Origin of the sequence: Nocardioides sp. InS609-2 (assembly GCF_023208195.1) — a bacterium.
Taxonomy (GTDB): Bacteria; Actinomycetota; Actinomycetes; order Propionibacteriales; family Nocardioidaceae; genus Nocardioides.
Map to the genome: position 1 here is coordinate 1,378,446 of NZ_CP060034.1, position 18,024 is coordinate 1,396,469.

The 18,024-nt window shown below is 67.6% G+C and carries 16 protein-coding genes and 1 tRNA gene; 6 read left to right on the forward strand and 11 right to left on the reverse strand.

Annotated features, from left to right (window positions below; translation table 11 throughout):
* Positions 1 to 315: 315 nt before the first annotated feature.
* A complete protein-coding gene (locus H4Q84_RS07350; RefSeq protein ID WP_248582738.1) occupies positions 316 to 528 on the forward strand; it encodes a hypothetical protein in 213 nt (70 codons plus the stop codon).
* On the opposite strand, the gene H4Q84_RS07355 is transcribed toward H4Q84_RS07350, so the two are convergent.
* Positions 521 to 898 (reverse strand): hypothetical protein, encoded by a 378-nt coding sequence (locus H4Q84_RS07355; RefSeq protein WP_248582739.1) that lies wholly within the window; start codon positions 896 to 898, stop codon positions 521 to 523. The genes H4Q84_RS07350 and H4Q84_RS07355 overlap by 8 nt on opposite strands.
* 532 nt (positions 899 to 1,430) lie before the next feature.
* Here H4Q84_RS07355 and H4Q84_RS07360 point away from each other — a divergent pair.
* Positions 1,431 to 2,627: a hypothetical protein gene (locus H4Q84_RS07360; RefSeq protein WP_248582740.1), complete on the forward strand. Its 1,197-nt coding sequence runs from the start codon at positions 1,431 to 1,433 to the stop codon at positions 2,625 to 2,627.
* A gap of 1,142 nt (positions 2,628 to 3,769) precedes the next feature.
* Here the strand turns inward: H4Q84_RS07360 and H4Q84_RS07365 are convergent.
* Both H4Q84_RS07365 and H4Q84_RS07370 read right to left on the reverse strand, forming a co-directional pair.
* On the reverse strand, positions 3,770 to 4,360 hold the full coding sequence (locus H4Q84_RS07365; RefSeq protein ID WP_248582741.1) for a cyclophilin-like fold protein: 591 nt from the start codon (positions 4,358 to 4,360) through the stop codon (positions 3,770 to 3,772).
* A gap of 42 nt (positions 4,361 to 4,402) precedes the next feature.
* Positions 4,403 to 5,323, reverse strand: coding sequence for an RNA polymerase sigma-70 factor (locus H4Q84_RS07370; RefSeq protein ID WP_248582742.1), 921 nt, complete (start codon positions 5,321 to 5,323; stop codon positions 4,403 to 4,405).
* A gap of 152 nt (positions 5,324 to 5,475) precedes the next feature.
* Here H4Q84_RS07370 and H4Q84_RS07375 point away from each other — a divergent pair, with 152 nt between their 5' ends.
* Complete coding sequence (locus H4Q84_RS07375; protein WP_282580323.1) at positions 5,476 to 6,687, forward strand: FAD-dependent oxidoreductase; 1,212 nt, start codon at positions 5,476 to 5,478, stop codon at positions 6,685 to 6,687.
* Positions 6,688 to 7,367: 680 nt separating this feature from the next.
* Here the strand turns inward: H4Q84_RS07375 and H4Q84_RS07380 are convergent.
* Positions 7,368 to 8,057: a DUF4396 domain-containing protein gene (locus H4Q84_RS07380; RefSeq protein ID WP_248582744.1), complete on the reverse strand. Its 690-nt coding sequence runs from the start codon at positions 8,055 to 8,057 to the stop codon at positions 7,368 to 7,370.
* A 388-nt stretch (positions 8,058 to 8,445) separates the two neighbouring features.
* Here H4Q84_RS07380 and H4Q84_RS07385 point away from each other — a divergent pair, with 388 nt between their 5' ends.
* On the forward strand, positions 8,446 to 8,751 hold the full coding sequence (locus H4Q84_RS07385; protein WP_248582745.1) for a hypothetical protein: 306 nt from the start codon (positions 8,446 to 8,448) through the stop codon (positions 8,749 to 8,751).
* Between the two features lie 102 nt (positions 8,752 to 8,853).
* Positions 8,854 to 9,330, forward strand: coding sequence for a hypothetical protein (locus H4Q84_RS07390; RefSeq protein WP_248582746.1), 477 nt, complete (start codon positions 8,854 to 8,856; stop codon positions 9,328 to 9,330).
* A gap of 411 nt (positions 9,331 to 9,741) precedes the next feature.
* Here the strand turns inward: H4Q84_RS07390 and H4Q84_RS07395 are convergent, their stop codons facing one another.
* The gene (locus H4Q84_RS07395) at positions 9,742 to 10,092 is read right to left on the reverse strand and encodes a DUF1232 domain-containing protein (protein WP_248582747.1); all 351 of its coding nucleotides are present in this window, start codon (positions 10,090 to 10,092) and stop codon (positions 9,742 to 9,744) included.
* Between the two features lie 528 nt (positions 10,093 to 10,620).
* Between H4Q84_RS07395 and H4Q84_RS07400 the strand changes: the two genes are divergently transcribed.
* Positions 10,621 to 11,850, forward strand: coding sequence for a GNAT family N-acetyltransferase (locus tag H4Q84_RS07400; RefSeq protein WP_248582748.1), 1,230 nt, complete (start codon positions 10,621 to 10,623; stop codon positions 11,848 to 11,850).
* A 593-nt stretch (positions 11,851 to 12,443) separates the two neighbouring features.
* On the opposite strand, the gene H4Q84_RS07405 is transcribed toward H4Q84_RS07400, so the two are convergent.
* The 6 genes from H4Q84_RS07405 to H4Q84_RS07430 all read right to left on the reverse strand — a co-directional run bounded on the left by H4Q84_RS07405 (position 12,444) and on the right by H4Q84_RS07430 (position 18,005).
* Positions 12,444 to 12,517, reverse strand: a tRNA-Met gene (locus H4Q84_RS07405).
* A 148-nt stretch (positions 12,518 to 12,665) separates the two neighbouring features.
* On the reverse strand, positions 12,666 to 15,644 hold the full coding sequence (locus H4Q84_RS07410) for a UPF0182 family protein (protein WP_248583625.1): 2,979 nt from the start codon (positions 15,642 to 15,644) through the stop codon (positions 12,666 to 12,668).
* A gap of 5 nt (positions 15,645 to 15,649) precedes the next feature.
* A complete protein-coding gene (locus tag H4Q84_RS07415) occupies positions 15,650 to 16,231 on the reverse strand; it encodes a PPA1309 family protein (RefSeq protein WP_248582749.1) in 582 nt (193 codons plus the stop codon).
* On the reverse strand, positions 16,228 to 17,283 hold the full coding sequence (locus H4Q84_RS07420) for a S16 family serine protease (RefSeq protein ID WP_248582750.1): 1,056 nt from the start codon (positions 17,281 to 17,283) through the stop codon (positions 16,228 to 16,230). The genes H4Q84_RS07415 and H4Q84_RS07420 overlap by 4 nt, the downstream gene beginning before the upstream one ends.
* 26 nt (positions 17,284 to 17,309) lie before the next feature.
* Positions 17,310 to 17,534 carry a hypothetical protein gene (locus H4Q84_RS07425; RefSeq protein WP_248582751.1) on the reverse strand — a complete coding sequence of 75 codons (225 nt, stop codon included), beginning with the start codon at positions 17,532 to 17,534 and terminating at the stop codon, positions 17,310 to 17,312.
* Between the two features lie 45 nt (positions 17,535 to 17,579).
* A complete protein-coding gene (locus H4Q84_RS07430; RefSeq protein WP_248582752.1) occupies positions 17,580 to 18,005 on the reverse strand; it encodes a molybdenum cofactor biosynthesis protein MoaE in 426 nt (141 codons plus the stop codon).
* Positions 18,006 to 18,024: the final 19 nt, after the last annotated feature.

An 18,024-nucleotide genomic window follows, 5' to 3' on the forward strand; every position in this document is an offset into this window, starting at 1 on the left:
CCAAACGGTGGAACTGTGCGGCACGTAGTGTCAATTGGCACCTGATGTCGATGCATGTGTCCTCAGTGAGGCGTGCCATTGCAAGGCCACAGGATCTGACGGTGAGTGCTAGCTGTGATACCCAGGCACGTTGGTCGAGATTGTGTGACGACACGATCTGAGGCCGTAGACGGGTGAAGACCTCCCGATGTGGAGTGGAGCTATCTAGGAACCGCTCCACGACAGGAGGTCTTCATGAACCGCCCCGGCGAGTCCGGAGACTCTGGTGTGTCCCGGGTTCCTTGGAGTCGAGATTCGTTGGATTCTCATGCGACGGTGATGATGCGGTTGCGTTCGAACTCGTCGTACCGCACGGTGCTCGACCCCGGCGCCGACGTGCGCACGGACCTGCCGCGGCACCCCGTCTGGCGCGACGGCGAGCTGGTCGACGAGCCGAGCGACGTGGCGGACCTGCGGGGCCCGGTACCGGCCCAGCACGGCGAGGTCGGCAAGCGCGCCCGCGACCGCAGCCAGCACCGCCTCATCTAGCCGCCGCGACGGCACCCGCTCCCCCACTCCCGGTAGCCGGTACACCCTTCCCGGCAGCCGGCTCCACGTCCTTGGCTGCGCGGTCTACCAGGCGCCGCAGCCGGGTCGCCTCTCGCACACTGATCTGCTCACCACACCACGCGACCGCCTCGCTCAACGACAGCCCCGCGACCTCAGTCATTTCCCACAGCGCGCCTCCAGCACGTCGCTCGGCCTCGGCCACTGCCGCATCCCGTTCACCGATCGCGGTCATGACCTGTACCGCCAGGTCTTCGATCCCTCGCTCACGCTCAGCCCTCTCCCGGCGCCGCCGCTCGGCCATCCCCCGCGCCGCCCGGCGCGCCCGTTGCTTGATCGTCTGCTGACTCATCGGTCATCCCTCACTCGTGTCCCCTGGGCACTCTGACATCACCTAGGACAGTTCTCCCGGCCCCTGCGATCACAAGCCGCGAGTTCCGCACCGACCCTTCCTTCGTGACCGACCGCAGCGCACCAGACGACTGCCGGCCCGACCCCCTCGCTGCCAACCAACCGCGAACCACGTACCCCCATCACGAACGCCAAACCCCAAGTGCCACACACCTCGTCCGGGGAAGGGACGTTTACCGGAGCAGGGGATCCGGCTCTATCGGCACCGGGCACACACGCGTGCCCTGGGTCCACTTCAGACCGTCACGATGGGGCCAGCTCAGGTTGACATACTTAGTCCCGGACTACGTGAGGACTTGGATCCCCTTGGACGACCTCGGATTATATCGAGGAGGTTCCCCGTGGACGGCTCCAACTTTATCGGAACGTCTCGGAACGGTTGCCCGTCATTTCCGATGACATTTCGATGACGTGTCGAATCTCGGCACCCCCTGTCCGGCGTCGGACCTTCAGTCAGCGCCTACGGTGGGCACGTGCACTGGCGAGGCGAGACAGCGCTCAACTGGCCACCCGACCACGCCTGGCAGCGAGCCTGGGACCTGTTGACCAGCGAGATCGAGCAGCTCACCGTGGCTGCCGACGGCACGGTCCAGCTTCCCCACTCGGGCACCGGCACGCCGCCCGTTGTGCTGACGTCCGGCAGTCACCTCGCCCCCGGCGCCGGCTACCGGATCGCGGCCGACCGGCTCTGCAGTGGTGAGCTGAGTGCCGCCGTGGAGGGCTGGCAGCGCGACGTACGCCTGAGCTGGATGCGGTACGACGGAGCCGGGCGCGCGGACCTGTGGCTGCGGGGACTCGCCGACCTGGTCGAGGTGCGGATGCGTAGCTCGCTGGCCGAGTTGACCGGCGAAGTGGTCGTGACGCCGCGCCCCGAAGCGCTGTTCCATGTCGACGGGCGCCTGCCGTGGCTGGAGGTCCGCTGCCGCATAGTCCGGGCTGCCGGAGGAGGGGACCTGCTGACAGGGGAGCTCGAGGTCAAGGGCGCCGGCCTGTGGCAACCGATCCTCGCCCCCCTCCTCGCGGCCTTCCGCGGTCACATCGAGGAGAGCCTGGTGAGCGCGCTGACGGCAGTGGCCGAGACTCTCGCCGCACTGGGCGACGACGAGTTCCAGCCGTCTGTGGCGAGCCCGTGGAGGATCGGGCCCGCGGAGGCTCGGCACCGGATCCGGATCGGCCTGGAGGAAGTCGGGCGGCGGATGCACGGGCTCCACCGCAGCGTCTCGACTCTCCCCTGGTGGCAGCGGGGGGCGCGCCGGTGGCGCCGTGAGCATGCGGCTCTTCCGCCCGGCACCTGGCCCGCCGAAGACCTGCTGGCCCACAGCCCCTGGTCCTCGGTGGACCTCGAGGCCGCCCAGCGCCTCGCCCCGCGCCGGCGACGCCGCAGCGCCGAGGAGATCGACCGGGTCGTGGCGGACCTCGGCGCGGCCCGATTGGCGGCCTTCGCGCAGATGGACGAGAACGTGAAGGAAGCGATTGCGCAGACTCGAAGCGAGTCTCGCGGGGTCGACCCTGGGCGCCCGTGGCCAAGCGACCAGGATCTCGATCTGACCTGGCTCGCGACGCCGTGGAGCACGATCCGCAAGCTGACCGGAGTCGCCTCGGACGCGGCTGCCCAGCAGCTCGTTGCCGACGCGGTCACCGCCTCCCCGCCTGCAAGCCCCGCTGGTTGAGGAGTGCCATCAGCGGGGACGTACGGCATGCGGTCCAGCCGGGATCTCTCGACCAGCGATCCTTGGGCGCTCGGTCTTCTGCCTAGGAGACGCTGACCTCGGCCCGGCTCGGCGGGCTGCTTGAGGTGGTCCACCCGCACCAGCGCGTCGCCCGGCTTGCCGGTGATCGCCAGCACCGACCCCGCACCCGCCGTGAGCCACGTCGAGCCGTAGGCGGTCTCAAGGGTCGGGGTATCTCCGTCGCTCTTGCGCGGGTGGTGCAACTCAAGGACCGCGATCCCGGCCACCAGAGCCCGCTGCCCGGCAGCGTTCCACCCGGTGCCGCCCTCGTCGTCCACGACGCTCCCGGCATCCTTGAGCGAGTCCACCACGACGGAATCAGCGTCGGCGGTGGCGCACATCTCCCCCAGCGCGTCGGGGTTGCGGGTCAGATCGACCGGCGACGGACTGGGCCAGAACGTCAGGCGCTCGTTAGCGCCCTCCCTCATCTCAGGAGTGACCATGCGGCGGATCGAACGGACCGCCTGCCGGAGCCGGTCCATCGCCAGATAGAGCGTGCGCCTCTCACCGGGGGCGACCGGGAGCCCGAGCAACGTCGAGAATCCGGGGAGTCTGCACCGGCCCATCGCCCAGTGTTGGGCAAGGGTCGTCTTGCCCGAGCCCGCACGCCCGAGCAGCATCAGCGACTCGCCCTCTGCCATCACGACGTGCTCACCCTCGCCCCATACCGGCACCGGCAGCGCCGGGGGGCCGAGCACGTAGTCACCGCCGGGCCGCATCAGGTCGGCGGCGGTGGGCAGGCAGTACGCGGCCCGGCGGAAGCGGTCACTTTGTGATGACCGAGTCAAGTTCAAATGCTTTCAGGCTCGGATCCTCAAGGGAATCCGAGCCTGAATTTTGTAGCGGGGGCAGGATTTGAACGTGCGACCTCTGGACAAGATCGGCGTCTTGTCCGCCACTGCCGTTCAGCTTGGGCGAACGTGGGCTTCCTCGGTTTGTTGAGGGGGGAACTTCACGGACAGGGCCAACTCTATCGGAACATTCTGGGGTCGCTGGCGATCGTTTGTGGCCAGTTCTTGGCCACAGGTCGAATCCATTGATCAGAGGAGCCAGGCGCGCAGTTCGGGACGAAAGACCGTCCGCTACGGCACCAGGCGGCGTACCTGAACATTCAGCTCGCCGTCCATCTCAGCGAGTGCGCCGGCGTCCCCCTGAAGGCGACCCAGGATCACGATCCCGTCGTAGTAGGACTGGTCGCCGTAGTAGAGGACCAGGTCGTTCGACGGGGCGTAGTAGCCGAGGTCTGCCACGTCGGGGGCCGCACCGTCAGGATCGTCGGCGAGGGAGAAAGCATCGGGAAGCGAGCCGGTCTTCGCCACCCCGCCGTGGTCTCTCATGGACAGGGTCAGTGGAAACTGGTCGAGCAGATCACGCGCCGCCGCCGTGTCGCGCAGTGTCGCGACGAGCTCGAGGTCGCCCGCGATGATCTCCAGCTTGACAGGCCCAGCCCCGTTCGCCGACCCGGCGTCCTCTGGGAGCGACGCAGGACATGCGCTGGTGGAGCCATGGCTAGGACGGTCTTGACGCCAGCTCGCGTGGTGGATCAGCAGTGACGTGTAACAGTGACGCAGCCAGCGCGGGCATCGCGAGCCCGTTCTCGCGTCGAGTGGCGTCCAGCCAAGCGCCGTGCGGTTGAGGTGGTCGGGGTCCGGCTCTCGTTGCGAGCCGCCCATAGTTTCGCCACCCCCGGGGCGGCGGTGGGTCGACCCCCGTGCTCAGGCTTGGCTATCGGGCCGATCGATGCGGGCGATGTCGGAGAGCGGGTAGCCGAGATGCGCGAGCTTGTCGGGGTTGATGATCGATCGGACCGTTTGAATGACGCCCTCGCTGATGTCGAAGGCAAGCACGTTGATGAGGTGGCCATCGGCGTCGAAGGCAAGGAGCCCTGGCTGACCGTTCACTTGGGTGGGCTCCATCCGCGCTCCCAACGAGGCGTAACGTCTGAAGAACCCCACGAGCAGACGGGCGACTTGCTGGCCGCCGAAAACTGGTGCCGCGACCGCTCGGGCCTTGCCGCCGCCGTCGCCCTGGAACACGGCGTCAGCTGCGAGGAGCTCCACCAAGGCGTCGACCTCGCCGTCCTCGGCTGCGGCCTGGAACCGCGCCGTGAGCAGGTCCCGCTCCTGGGAGGACACCTCGAAGCGAGGGCGACCGTCGCTGATTCGGTTGCGTGCACGAGAGAGGACCTGCCGACAGTTCTCCTCGCTCTTGTCGACGATCTCCGCGATCTCGTCGTAGGGGTAGGCGAAGACCTCACGAAGCAGGAACACAGCGCGTTCGACCGGACTCAGCGTCTCGAGAAGCACCAGGAACGACAGGGACAGTGAGTCTGACATGGCGGCACGCTCCGATGGATCGGGATCGGTCAGTACCGGTTCTGGGAGCCAGGTGCCCACGTAAGACTCGCGCCGCACCCGTGCGGACCGGAGGTAATCGATCGCGAGCCTGGTCGTGATCGTGGTCAGGAACGCCGGCTTCGACTCGATGACGGTCCCGGCCGCCGACGCTCGGAGCAAGCGCTCATGGGCCTCCTGGACAAGGTCCTCCGCATCGCTGGCGCTCCCGAGCATCCGATAGGCGATCGAGAACAACTGACGCGAGATCTGTTCGGCGTCCGGCTCGGACTCATCGTTCATCTCATGCTCCATACCCCTGTTGACGAGGCAACGCCGCTGCCTGTGACACCGGCCACGGCACCGACGTCGGGCTCGTACGCTAACAACCGAAGTGTCACACCTGCCGCCGCCGTCTCGTCATTGGTGCAACCCATCGAGACTAGGAGAAGCAGATGACAATCGAGGCAACGAGTCACAGAATCGTGGTCCTTGGCGGCGGCTACACAGGGATCATGGCCGCCATCCGAGCAGCAAAACGGACCCGACGACACGGTGGACGGGTGACCCTCGTCAACCCTTCGAGCCGATTCAACGAGCGCCTGCGGATGCACCAGCAGGCAACTGCTCAAGAGATGGAACACCTCGAGATCCCGGATCTCCTGAAGGGGATGGACATCGAGTTCGTGGAGGGATTCGCGACCGACCTGGACCCCGTCCGACAGGGAGTCTCAGTGGCCACGGAGCAGGGAAGCACAACCGTTCATTACGAAACCCTCATCTATGCCATCGGTAGCGCCACGCCCACAACCCAGATGCCGGGCGTCGACGTGCACGCCTACACCCTGAACTCCCCAGCCTCGGCCAAGAGATTCGCAGGCCGACTCGCGGAGGTCGACACCGGCACGGTCGTGGTGTGCGGAAACGGTTTGACCGGTGTCGAGGCAGCCACCGAGATCGCCGAGTCCTTCCCGTCTGTGCGGGTCGTCCTAGTGGGACGCGATGTGCCGGCACCCCAGATGAACACCAAGGCAAGGAGCTACCTGCTCGACGTCCTCGAACGGCTGGGGATCGAGAGCCGAACCGGGGTCGAGATCACCAAGGTGCTCCCTGACGCGGTCGAGCTGGCCGGCGGCGAGCTGATCGCTTCGGACGCCACCTTGTGGACCACGGGGTTCTGGGCGTCTCCCCTGGCCGCGGACTCGGGCATCACCGTCGACCCCCATCGGCGCATCGTCGTGGACTCGGAGCTTCGGTCGGTGTCGCACCCCTCCATCTTCGCGATCGGTGACGCCGCCGCGATCCAACAGCCCTGGGGAGTGATTCACGGGACGTGCCAGAGCGGCATGCCGTCGGGCGCTCACGCGGCCGACAACATCGGACGGCTCCTGCGCGGCAAAACACCGAAGCCCTTCGGGTTCGGCTACCTCCACCAACCCGTGAGCCTCGGCCGAAACGACGCCGTCGTGCAGTTCACCAAGGTCGATGACTCACCCAGCCGGTGGTACCTCACCGGCAGGTCCGCCGTGCGTTACAAGGAGACCGTCACCGGTAGCCCGTCGACCACCTACGGCCTCTCGCGCCGGTTCGTCATCCCTATGGCGCTCCTCGCCCGGAAGGGGCCCCGACGAGTCCCCCGCCGGCCCGCGATCTCGGGGCCGCAATAGCACTCGGGCACGCAGCCGACGTCAGTGCCGACCGAGGCACCCTGTTCGGCGCGTTCGACCAGGTAGGCGCAGACCGCAGCTGGCGAACCGGGCAGCGGGTTGACGGCGCGGGCGGTGCACCACCGCTCCCATCCGCGCCAGGCGTGGGCGTAGACGGTCCTGATGGACTTCGCGAGCGAGGCGCCCATCGCGGTGGCGATCCGGGCTGCATCAGTGGCGGTGAGGCCAGCGAATGGGTCGACGGGCGAGGACGCGATGGAACTGAGGCTGGTGGTCATCCGCCGGTTGTAGCGCCACCGGTCGACGAGTCCGTCAGCGCGCCCGCGGCTCCGTCGGGATCTCAGATCCGTGGGCGGTAAAGGCGAAGTAAGTGGACACTTGATCAATCGCTTAAGGCTTTCAGGCTCGGAATCCGTTGAGTCCGAGCGGCGCGCCGACCGAGATCCGTCGGGATCTCAGATCCGTGGGCGGTAAAGGCGAAGTAAGTGGACACTTGATCAATCGCTTAAGGCTTTCAGGCTCGGAATCCGTTGAGTCCGAGCGGCGCGCCGACCGAGATCCGTCGAGCTGTCGAGAAGGGGCTACCTCGTGCGCACCTACGACCGTTCAGTGCCCGCCGTGCTGCCGTCGCGAGGAGACGACGGCGGACGGGGATCAGGATGCTGCTGATCCTGCAGGATTCAGGCCACGACGACGGATTGGTTGCGGCGAAGGAGCCAGCTGACTGCCGGGTAGCCGGTCAGGAGGCCGAGGATGACTCCCATCTGCATGAGGAACCAGAAGGTGCTGTCGGTGACCGGCGGCATCAGGTCGTTGAAGTGCAGCAGGAGCATCCAGCCGACCATCCCGATGTCGAACGCGGCGACGGTGATGAAGGCGGCAGCGAGGGCAGACCCCATCGAGATGCCACGAGTCCGCCCGGTCCGCGGCTCGCGGCTGGCCACCCGCTCGTAGACGGCCAACATGACGACGGCAAGGACGGCTATGACGAGGATCATGGGCCACATCGCCAGACCCGCGATGGTCCAGCCGACCGCGACGACGAGCGGCACCGCGACTAGGTGTGCCACTGCGGAGGCGCCTCCACCAGGGAGCACGGCGACCGCCGTGCCTGCGGGCTCTGCGACCCCGCCGGCCGCCACGGTCGTGGAGGTGGGGTTTGCACGCCCCTTTCGCAGGTAGGCCGCGACGGCGAACGGGCCGAGGTAGAGCGCAGAGGTGATCCACACCAGCTCTGTGGCGACACTGAGATGACGGCGACGGAGCAGGTAGATGTCGAAGGCGATGACGGCGGCGCTGAGCAATGACAACGTGATGTACGTCCAAGCGACCGGAGTGAGCCAGTCGGGGACGGCGGATTGCATGGTCATGTCCATGAGGGTGTCGGATCCTTCGTGATGGGAGTGGTGTGGTCGACCAGTCGAACGGGCGGACCGGTCGGAGGCTGCGGACCGGCGCTCGATTGACGCACGCTCAGCAGCGGCACACGCTGGCGGGCGCACGCCGGAAGGCTCGGCTCAGAGAGATCTCTGAGCGGCCTGTCACACCCTCAAGACACACAAAGAGATCGGTGAGAGGACTGTCCATGGTGTCTGGAATCGCCGTCGACGTGGAAGAGCGCGGGGGCGTGTGCGCGGGAGCAGTCCCACGAAGGTGTCACGGCGAGAGGCCACCAGCAGCGCCAGCAGCGTGGTCACTGTCAGACCACCGGCAACCGTGCACATCTCGCTCACGTCGGTGACGCACACGCTGTCGCACATGGAGCTCATGGGTAGCGACATCACCGAGGCACCCGGTGAAACCGCCTCACGGAACACGTCGTCGACACCACCATCGGTCAGGCCCCTGGTGAAAGACCCGACGGCGGCCGCGGGTGCGGCAGTCGTTGCCGCCGTCTTCGAGGCATCGGCCATGTCAACCATGCCCGCCATGGGCGTCGTCGATGCGGCAACCGCGAACACAACGCACGCCAAGCTCAACGCCAGAGCGACCGCCGCGCACAGAGCGCGCCGCGACGAGCGGGCGACCTGGACGGCGATGGGCGTGGACACGCGGGAACGATAGCCGGAGGGACCACGCTGCTCCAGCGCCGAGGTCAGCCCCGAGCCCGGGCAGTCCCTGGGTCCCGACGGCGGCTCCTCAACATTCAGGAGCAAGACCAGGGCGATGAACGCCTCGGGCGCGTCCCCCAGCAATCCGATGCCGGGCGCCCGCAGTGACGTGGCGTTGGCGGCCCGCACGGCCGGTGTCGGCATGTCCCGTTGCCTCATCGGGCTTAGAGCAGGCAGCTCCCCCGCGATCGTGCAGGGCCGTCAGGAGGGCTGGTCGGCGGATCCTGACGCGCTTGGTCAACCCTCGACCGAGGTGCACGCACACCACAGTAACGCCGCCAACGGACCCGGCTACAAGTTCCTCGTCACTGCCTGGTCCATCGAGGCCGCCGGCGGGCCGAAGTGCTACCTCGGCCGCGACATGGTCGCGGCCCACGACGGCCTGTCCATCGACACGGCCGGCTTCGACGCCGTGGCGATGGAGATCGCGGCCACACTGATGTTCCTGGGCGTGCCCGAACGTGAGCGCACCGAGTTCAACGACATCATCGAAAACTACCGTTCCCAGGTGATCCAGACCGCCACGGGGTAGGCCTACCGGGGACCCTCACCGAAGCAGCGCTCGTTCGTCCCGGTCACCCCGTTGCGCCGGCGCCGGCGCCGGCGGCACTCGCCTGCACGGCGACTGCGGCGTAGGTATCGCTGGTGAGAGCCTGACGTCGCTGGTGTGCGCACGGGTGCTAGCCATCGCCGCGTCGCCGAGGTCCCGGTCCTGCACGGAGTGTGGAGGTGAGGAACGTCGGGAGGAGGCTGGTGGTCATCTCGTGTCCCGCATCGCTGCCCAGTGAGGCGGCCCCCACCGGCCAGGCCTGGGGTCAACCAGGGTGCCTCCCTGGAGGCCTCATCCTGATCCTCAGCGTCGGTTCCATGGTCGCTTGACGCGGCTGCAGGATCCGGTCGGGGTTGGGTGATGTCGTTCACGGCAGGGTCTGCGCCAGGGTCGTCATTCGCGGACACCAGAAAGCCGTTTCAGTGCACGCAGCCCCTCCGGAGTACCCGGCCAATGCCGATCGAGGGCGTCAGCGCCGGCGGACCTTGCGACAGACCTCAATGCGAGCGCGACGATGATCGCGTCGTCGGCGTAACCGACGATTGGGATGAAGTCGGGAACGAGATCAATGGGACTGATCAGGTAGCCCACGAGCAGGGCCAGCTTGATGCGTAGGCCCCTCGGCAGGGTGGGGTCGGCGGCCAAGCGTCGAAACAACCGGATGACGTCGGGGACCAGGCGAAGCAGGTCCTTTAGCCGCATCGGATCTTGTTCCCTGCGGCCGATCATGTAGAGGGTGGCCACGAGCGCAACCCAGATCAGTAGGAGGCTCCCCACAGCCGCTCCTGCGATCTGCCATCCCATGTGGATTCCTGTCGTTGGGTTCGGGGACCCGAGCCTGTCACACGGCAAGGAAATCTCAGGAGCGCCGAGGGCAGAGCCCGGGGGATCGACGATCCTCATGGGGATCGCTCGATTCAGTGGCGGTCCCGATCCCTAGGGTCCGCCAGGCTCGCATCGCTGCCGTTGTCGGTGCTCGCGGGCCTGGCGATCGGTGCGGTCGTCCCCGCTTGTGGACGTTCGGTCTCCACTGCTTTACTCGGGGTGGTCGCGACCGCAGTTCTTCGTCGGCAGCGTCACGGTTTTCTCCACCATGTCGCTTGACCCGGGTGGACCGGGGCGTCCTGTTAGGCGTGGCCCCCGCGCTTGCCGTCTACCTGTGGCGGGCGGATGGGAGTTCCAGACCTGCGGCGCCCGGGCGCATGCGGCAAGGCTGCTGACCCGGGTGCTCGGCATTCCGCTCGCCACCGACGATGCGAAGGGCGACTCCCCGTGACCGAATGGCAGCTCAGGGACTTCGTGCCCTCCGACCTCGAGGATCTCGTTCGGCTGGACGACGCGTCGTCGACCGCGCACCAGTCTCCGGTGTTTGCCCTCTCCGACGTCGTTTCCGCCGTCTCCGCTCGCAACCCGGCTGTCGTGGCGGTCGCCTCCGGCCGGATCGTCGGAGCGGCCGTCGGCCGCGTGGAGGGCGACCAGGCATGGCTGCTGCGGCTGGCCTTGGACCCGGCCTGGCGAGGCCGTGGCCTCGGCAGCACGCTGATCTCCGAACTTGAGCACCGGCTGGTCGCGGCCGGCGTACGACGTATCCGGGCGCTGCTGCCGGCCGACGAAACCGGCACCCAAGCGTTCGCGAACAGCGGGTTCACAGCCCGCCCTGCGATGACGCTGTTCGAGAAAAGCGAGAGCGTGGACCCGCACGCGGCGACCTTGCTGCGAGAGCTGGGCGGCTCGGTCCCGGCCGCGGGACTGTGGCAGAAGGTTGCCGGAATGGTGGAAGAGAAGCGGCTGATTGAGCGCCGCATCGTGCTGCCGCTGTCGCATCCGGCGGAGGCGCACGCGCATGGAGTCGAGCCGCTCCGTGCAGTCGTGCTGTTCGGGCCTCCCGGCACTGGAAAGACGACGTTCGCCCGCGCGGTGGCGAGCCGTCTGGCGTGGCCTTTCGTGGAACTCTTCCCCTCGCGCATGGCTGCCGCAGAGGGTGGGCTCGCAGCTGGGATCAGCGTGGCGTTCCAGCGCATCTCCGAGCTGGGTCGGGTTCTGGTCTTCATCGACGAGGTAGAGGAGATCGCCGCGCACCGCGACGGTGGGCTCGCCTCGGTCGCCGTGGTGAACGAGCTTCTCAAGGCACTAGTGACCTTCCGAGAGCAGGACGGTCGGCTCCTGGTCTGCGCCACCAACTCGGTACGGCTACTCGACCCGGCGTTCCTGCGCCACGGTCGCTTCGACTACGTCCTGCCGATCGGGCCGCCGGACGAGGCCGCCCGATCGGCGATGTGGGAGCGCCACCTGGAAGCCTCTGGAGAGGAGGTTGCGGCGGCCGTCCTCGTCGATGCGAGTGCGAACCTCACCCCCGCCGACATCGCGCACGCCGCGCGGACCGTCTCGCAGCAGATGTTCGAGCGCAGCATCGACGAAGGCGAGCGTGGCACATGGCCACCGCCGAGGACTACCTCGACGCCATTTCCGCCTTGCGGCCCACACTGTCTGGAGAGATGGTGAGCGAGTTCACGGAAGACATCTCCCAGTTCGCTCGGACTTGAGCGCTGTTCAACTCTCGAACGAGACCTTAGCGGAGGCCTCTATCGGGCTTGTAGTAACACGACCCCAACGCGCTGACTCCGCGTTCCGCGGGTCACGAGCCATAGTCAGGCAATCGTGTGCTCACCTTCTGCGCAAGTCCGGTTTGGCGTCGGGCGAACGCCCCGGCCCTAGCTCGCGCTGATCCATCAGCCAGTCGTGAACGTCGCTGACGAAGTACCGGAGCTGTCGTCCGACATGAACCGCGCACGGTCCCTTGCCGGCAAGGCGCCGGTCGTACAGCGTCCTGATCGGCACGTTGAGGTACTCGGAGAGTTCCTCGATGCTCAGGAGCGGCTCCAGACCGCTCAGCGTGCTGGTGTTGGTCTCCAGGCCCGATAGGTAGGCAGGTGCTCCCGCACGACTCCGAAGCAAACGGAGCCGGTCCGCACCCTGCCTGCCGATCGGACCCCCCAGGGGTTCCTGGACCGAGTCCTTAAGCAGTTTCTGGACACTGGATCAAATCTCTAAATGCTTTCAGGCTCGGAATCCGTAGATTCCGAGCCTGAACTTTGTAGCGGGGGCAGGATTTGAACCTGCGACCTCTGGGTTATGAGCCCAGCGAGCTACCGAACTGCTCCACCCCGCGTCGGTAAACAGAACCTTACGTGATGCCGGGACGGGATCCCAAATCGGGTGGGGGTGATGCCGGGCACCCCTGATTGTCTGCGCACTTGGTCTCGATACGCCCGGCTCGTTCCTCGCCGGCACTCGACCGACGAGGAACCACCGACTCGCTACTGCGGGTTGTTGTTGCGGTCCGCGATCTTGACGGCCTGGGCCACCAGGTCGCGGGCCTCGTCGAGCGCTTCGGCCCAGCCAACGGTGTCGCCCTGCGCCTGCAGCCGGTCGGCCTCGGTGAACTTGGCCTCCGCCTGGTCGAGCAGGTCACGCACCCGCTTGTTGAGGGTGCCGGTCGGGGCCTCGGTGGGCTCCTCGCTCGGCGTCGTCGTGGGCTCGCCGGACGGCGTCGTGGTCGGCTCGCCACTGGGCTCGCCGGTCGGCGGCTCGGTCGGCGTGGTGCCGCCGCCCTGCTCCAGCGAGTCAGCAATCGCATCGGCCAGGCTGGCAGCAATGCCGACCTCGCCGCCGTACGACACGAGGACGAACTGCAGGATCGGGTACGACGCGCTCGAGCCCGACTGGGCGGCGTACAGCGGCTGGACGTACATCAGCCCGTTGCCTACCGGCAGCGTCAGCATGTTGCCGTAGATCGGCTTCTGGTTGCCCTGCTCGAACTTGAAGAGCTCGGCACGCACCTTGTCGTCGGCGGCGAACTCGTTGGCGATCTGACGCGGCCCGCTGGTGGCCTCGTTGGGCAGCTCGAGAGCCTTCATCACGCCGTACTCGGGACTCGTCGCATCGCTGTTGACCGACACGAACGCCGCCAGGTTGTTCTTGCCGCGCGGCACGTAGACCGAGGTCAGCGAGTAGGTCTGGTCGGAGGCGTCCACGGCGTCAGGCGCGTTCACGAAGAGCCGGTAGGGCGGCTGGAAGGTGCTGTTGGTGTTGTCGTTGGGGTCGGTCGGCACCTCCCACCGGTTGTTCTCCTCGTACCAGTCCTTCGCGTCGGTCACGTGGTAGCGGCCGTACTGGTAGCGCTGCACCTTGAAGAGGTCCTCGGGGTAGCGCACGTGCGCCATCAGGCCCTCGGACATCTCGGTCTTGTCCTTGACCACGCCCGGGAAGATCGCGCGCCAGGCCTTCAGGATCGGATCTGCCTCGTCCCACGCGTAGAGGGTCACGGTGCCGTCGTACGCGTCGACCGTCGCCTTCACGGCGTTGCGCATGTAGTTGATCTCGTCGGTCGGCAGCGTCTGGAAGCCGGGTGCGCCCTGCAGGGAGTCATCGGTCATCGTGTCGAACGACTCGCGCTGCGAGAGCGGGTACTGGTCGGTCGTGGTGTAGCCGTCGAGGATCCACTGGATGCGCCCGTCGATCACGGCCGGGTAGGGGTCGGCGTCGACCGTCAGCCACGGCGCCACCTTCTCGACCATCCGGCGCGGGTTGCGGTCGTAGAGGATCTTGCTGTCCTCGTGCACGCGCGAGCTGAGCACGATGTTGGGCTCGCCGAACTTCGTCGCGTAGAGCAGCTTGTTGAGCAGCCCGCCGACCTGCACACCACCGTCGCCGTCGTACGACGTGGTCTGGTTCTCGTCGCTGCGGTCACCGCGCGGCAGATCGAGCTCGACCGCGTTGCCGCCGGGGTTCTTGCCCACGATGGAGTACGCCGGGCTCTGCTCGCCGTAGTAGACCCGGGTCTCGTAGGGCTGCGGGGGCAGGTCGGTCAGCGCCGTCTGTTTGGCCTCGCCACCCTCGGCCCACTGCACCTCCGTGCGCTCGCTCGAGTCGTCGGCGCCGCGCTGGTTGGCGTAGGCGGCGATGACACCGTTGCCGTGGGTGTAGACGGTGTGCAGGTTGGACCAGTTCTTGCCGGCATCGGGAATGCCGTCCTGGTCGAGCTCGCGGACGCCGAGCACCAGGGCACGCTGGTCGGCGCCGGTGCCGTAGCGGTCGACGTCGAGCACTGGGGCCACGGAGTAGTAGGCACGCACCTGCTGAAGTGCCTCGAAGGTCGCGCGCACCTGCTGCGGGTCGACCAGCGGCACGGACTTGGTCGTCTCGCTCAGCTGGTCGAGGTCCTCGCTGAGTGCTGCCGTGCTGCTGCTGAAGGAGCTCTCCTCCACGCGTTCGACGTCGTACGCCGTGCGGGTGGCGTCGATGTTCTTCTCGATGTACGGCGCCTCCTTGTCGGCCTCGCTCGGCGAGACCTGGAAGCGCTGAACCACACCCGGCCAGATCAGGCCGAGGAGGATCGCGGACAGGGCAAGGAGCCCGACGCCCAGCGTCGGCAGCATCCAGGTGCGGCGCCAGACGTTGAGGAAGAACAGCACGGCGCAGATGACGGCGATGCCCATCAGGATGTTCTTGGCGGGTAGCACGGCGCGGTCGTCGGTGTAGGTCATGCCGGTGATCAGGCTGCCGGAGCCGTTGAGCAGGTCGAAGCGGTCAAGCCAGTAGTCGGCCGCCTTCGCGAGCACGAACACTCCCACCAGCGCGGAGAACTGGGCCTGCGCGGCCGGGCTCAGCCGGTCGCGCGGGACCTGGAGCCGGATGCCGCCGTAGAGGTAGTGCACGACCGCGGCGGCCATCAGGCCGATGATCGCGAGCGCCATCGTGAAGTCGACGACGTAGTGCCACCAGGGCAGCTCGAAGACGTAGAAGCCGACATCTCGGTTGAAGTAGGGGTCCTTCTGGCCGAACGGCACCCCGTTGCGCCAGAGCGAGAACTGGCGCCACTGCCCCGCGGCCGACGTACCGGCGAAGACGCCCATCAGCACCGCGATGCCGAGCAGCAGCCAGCGCTTGATCGGCGCGACGGCGCCGCGGTAGCGCTCGAGACTGTCCTGCTCCATCGAGGTCGGCCGGTAGAACGGCCGGAAGCGGTACGCGAGGTACATGTTGAGCGCGACCACGCCCGCCATCAGCGTGCCGGAGACCAGGAACAGGCCGATGCGCGTCCAGACGAGCTTGCTGAACACGCCGGCGTAACCGACGGAGCTGAACCACAGGCGCTCGGTCCAGAACGACGCGAAGCCGGTGAAGATCAGGAACGCGGCGAGCAGCACTCCCGCGGTGATCACCAGGCTGCGCGAGCGCCGGGGCGCGGTGGCGGCAGGCTGCGGCCGACCGGGTTTCGGGTCGTCGCCGAACATGTCGCTCACGAAAGCTCCTCATCGAGGGTGATGTCATCGAAGGTACTCAACAGAAGTTGCAGAAGTCCCGGCACCAGCTCGGTGCCGTCGACCACGGACTGGTCGTCGTCATGGGCACGCAGGCGCAGGGCGGAGTACGTCGCCCCGGCGCGCGTGGCACCGGCGACGATCCGCACCTCTTGACGCAGCGGGTGCTCGGCCGCGAACCTGGCGGCCTCACCGGGGTCGTCGGGGATCTCGGCGTCGACGTCGGGCGGCAGCACCAGCCGCTCCACGACCGCGGCACAGCCGACCACCGTGGGCGGCCAGACGATCTCCTCGAGCACCCGCTCGAGCTGCTGGCCGGGCGGTAGGTCGTCCTGCTCGATGGCGGTGAACGAGCCGTCTTGGGCGCTGTCGTCGAGCCCCATCGACGCGGCCAGGCCGGGCTCGGAGTCGACCAGACGCCTGGTGTCGACCAGGGCGTAGAGACGCGACTTCTGGTCCCAGCCGGACGTCGCGGCGTGCACCTCGATCTCGAGTACGGCGGTCGCGAGGGCCGGGTCGCTCGGCAGTTCGATGTTCAACCCCTCGGGCAGATCAGTCACTGCGCAGCCTCCTTAGGGCACGTCGGGAGCGGGGCGTCGTGCCCGGCGGTCCAGGTGTCGATGGCCTGCACAGCCTCGTGCATCGTCGCCACCACGGCCAGCCGCATGTCACCGCGCGGAGCCTTGTCGGCCTCCTTGCAGTTGTCGATCGGCACCAGGAAGAGCTTGGCGCCGGCCTCGCGGGAGGCCGCGATCTTCTGCGGGATGCCGCCGATCGGGCCGACCTTGCCGGTCTCGTCGATGGTGCCGGTGCCGGCCACGATCTCGTCGTCGGTCAGCGATCCGGGAGTGAGGGTGTCGTAGATGCCGAGCGAGAACAGCAGGCCGGCGCTGGGGCCGCCGATGGTCGGGTCGATGTTGACGCTGACCTGGAACGGGAAGTCGAAGCCCGGACCGGGTGTGATGCCCACCCGTGTCTCACCCTCGATCTTCTTGGGGGTGATGTCGATCGTGCGTTCCTCGTCGCCGCGGCGTACGACGAAGGGCAGGGGCTGGTTGACCGGTGCCGCACGGACGGCGGTGACGACGTCCTCGCCCGACTTGATGGTGGTCTCACCAATCTTCAGCAGCACGTCGCGGACCTCGAGCTTGCCGGCGGCGGGCAGCCCTTCGCCGACGTTGAGCACCTCGATGACCGGCGTGATGTCGTAGCCCAGCTCCGTGAGCGCGGAGGCGACCGCGGAGTCCTGCGACGACACCATCTCGACGGCCGACTCGGTCTTCGAGTCCTCCTGCGTCTCGTCCGGCGCATAGACCGCGTCGTACGGGACGACCGCGTCGTCACGGCTGACCCAGGCGCTGGTCGCCTCGAAGAGGTTGACCGTGGACTGCGGCCGGGTGACGTAGACGGTGGTCATCCGCAGCTGGCCCTCGTCCCGGTAGGTCTTGTGGCCGGAGACCTGCACGATCTCCTTGCCGTCCTCAGCACCGAGTACGTCGACGGTCACTCCGGGCTGGTAGGTGACGTACGGCAGACCCGAGGTGAGGGCCACCACCCAGAGCACCACGAGGAGCGGGACCGCAAGGATCCCCGCCAGGGTGCGCTGCGTCATGCGCCAACCCTCTCAAACGAGGGCAACTACGACGCGTCGCGGGTGGGCCGGACGGCGATGCCGGTGCTGCGCTCACGGAGCCGCACCACCGGGTCGGCGCGCGGGAGGTCTTTCTCGAGGGCGTGCCCGAGGCGGCGTACGGCGACGTCGCGGTCGACCTCACCACGACGCGCGCGGCCCAGCCACGTCACCCACAGCATCGCGCCGAACGTGACGACGAGGGGCGGCACGAGCCACAGGAGGATGTCCACAGGCTCAGGCTAGGGACTCGTCGCCATCCCATGCGTGAGGCGCTCCTAGGGCGTGCCGACCCATTCGTCTGAGCCGTCGTCGAAGCGCTGGTGCTTCCACACCGGCACCTCGGCCTTGAGGGTGTCGATCAGTGCCCGGGACGCCTCGAAGGCGTCGCCGCGGTGGGCAGCGGTGGTGGCAACGATGACCGCGATGTCACCGACGGCGAGAGTGCCGATGCGGTGTACGGCGGCCACGCCCTGCACGTCGTACTCGACGGCGATCTTCTCGGCGACCTCGCGCAGCTTGTCGAGCGCGGTCGGGTGGGCGGAGTAGTCGAGTCCGTCGACGCCCTTGCCGTGGTCGTGGTCGCGGACCCGGCCGACGAACAGGGTGAGCCCGCCGGACTCCGCGTCGTCGAGGGCGGCAATCACCTCGGCCACGTCGAGCGGGGTGTCGCGGAGGTCGACCAGTCGTACGGCGTCAGTCACGGGCTCCACTCTATGAGCC

What these genes read in the sequence shown, in the direction of transcription:
- H4Q84_RS07375 (WP_282580323.1), top strand. Translation starts at nt 5,476, where the DNA reads ATGACAATCGAGGCAACGAGTCACAGAATCGTGGTCCTTGGCGGCGGC.
- H4Q84_RS07365 (WP_248582741.1), bottom strand. Translation starts at nt 4,360, where the DNA reads ATGGGCGGCTCGCAACGAGAGCCGGACCCCGACCACCTCAACCGCACG.
- H4Q84_RS07410 (WP_248583625.1), bottom strand. Translation starts at nt 15,644, where the DNA reads ATGTTCGGCGACGACCCGAAACCCGGTCGGCCGCAGCCTGCCGCCACC.
- H4Q84_RS07355 (WP_248582739.1), bottom strand. Translation starts at nt 898, where the DNA reads ATGAGTCAGCAGACGATCAAGCAACGGGCGCGCCGGGCGGCGCGGGGG.
- H4Q84_RS07380 (WP_248582744.1), bottom strand. Translation starts at nt 8,057, where the DNA reads ATGACCATGCAATCCGCCGTCCCCGACTGGCTCACTCCGGTCGCTTGG.
- H4Q84_RS07420 (WP_248582750.1), bottom strand. Translation starts at nt 17,283, where the DNA reads ATGACGCAGCGCACCCTGGCGGGGATCCTTGCGGTCCCGCTCCTCGTG.
- H4Q84_RS07370 (WP_248582742.1), bottom strand. Translation starts at nt 5,323, where the DNA reads ATGAACGATGAGTCCGAGCCGGACGCCGAACAGATCTCGCGTCAGTTG.
- H4Q84_RS07390 (WP_248582746.1), top strand. Translation starts at nt 8,854, where the DNA reads ATGAACGCCTCGGGCGCGTCCCCCAGCAATCCGATGCCGGGCGCCCGC.
- H4Q84_RS07385 (WP_248582745.1), top strand. Translation starts at nt 8,446, where the DNA reads ATGGAGCTCATGGGTAGCGACATCACCGAGGCACCCGGTGAAACCGCC.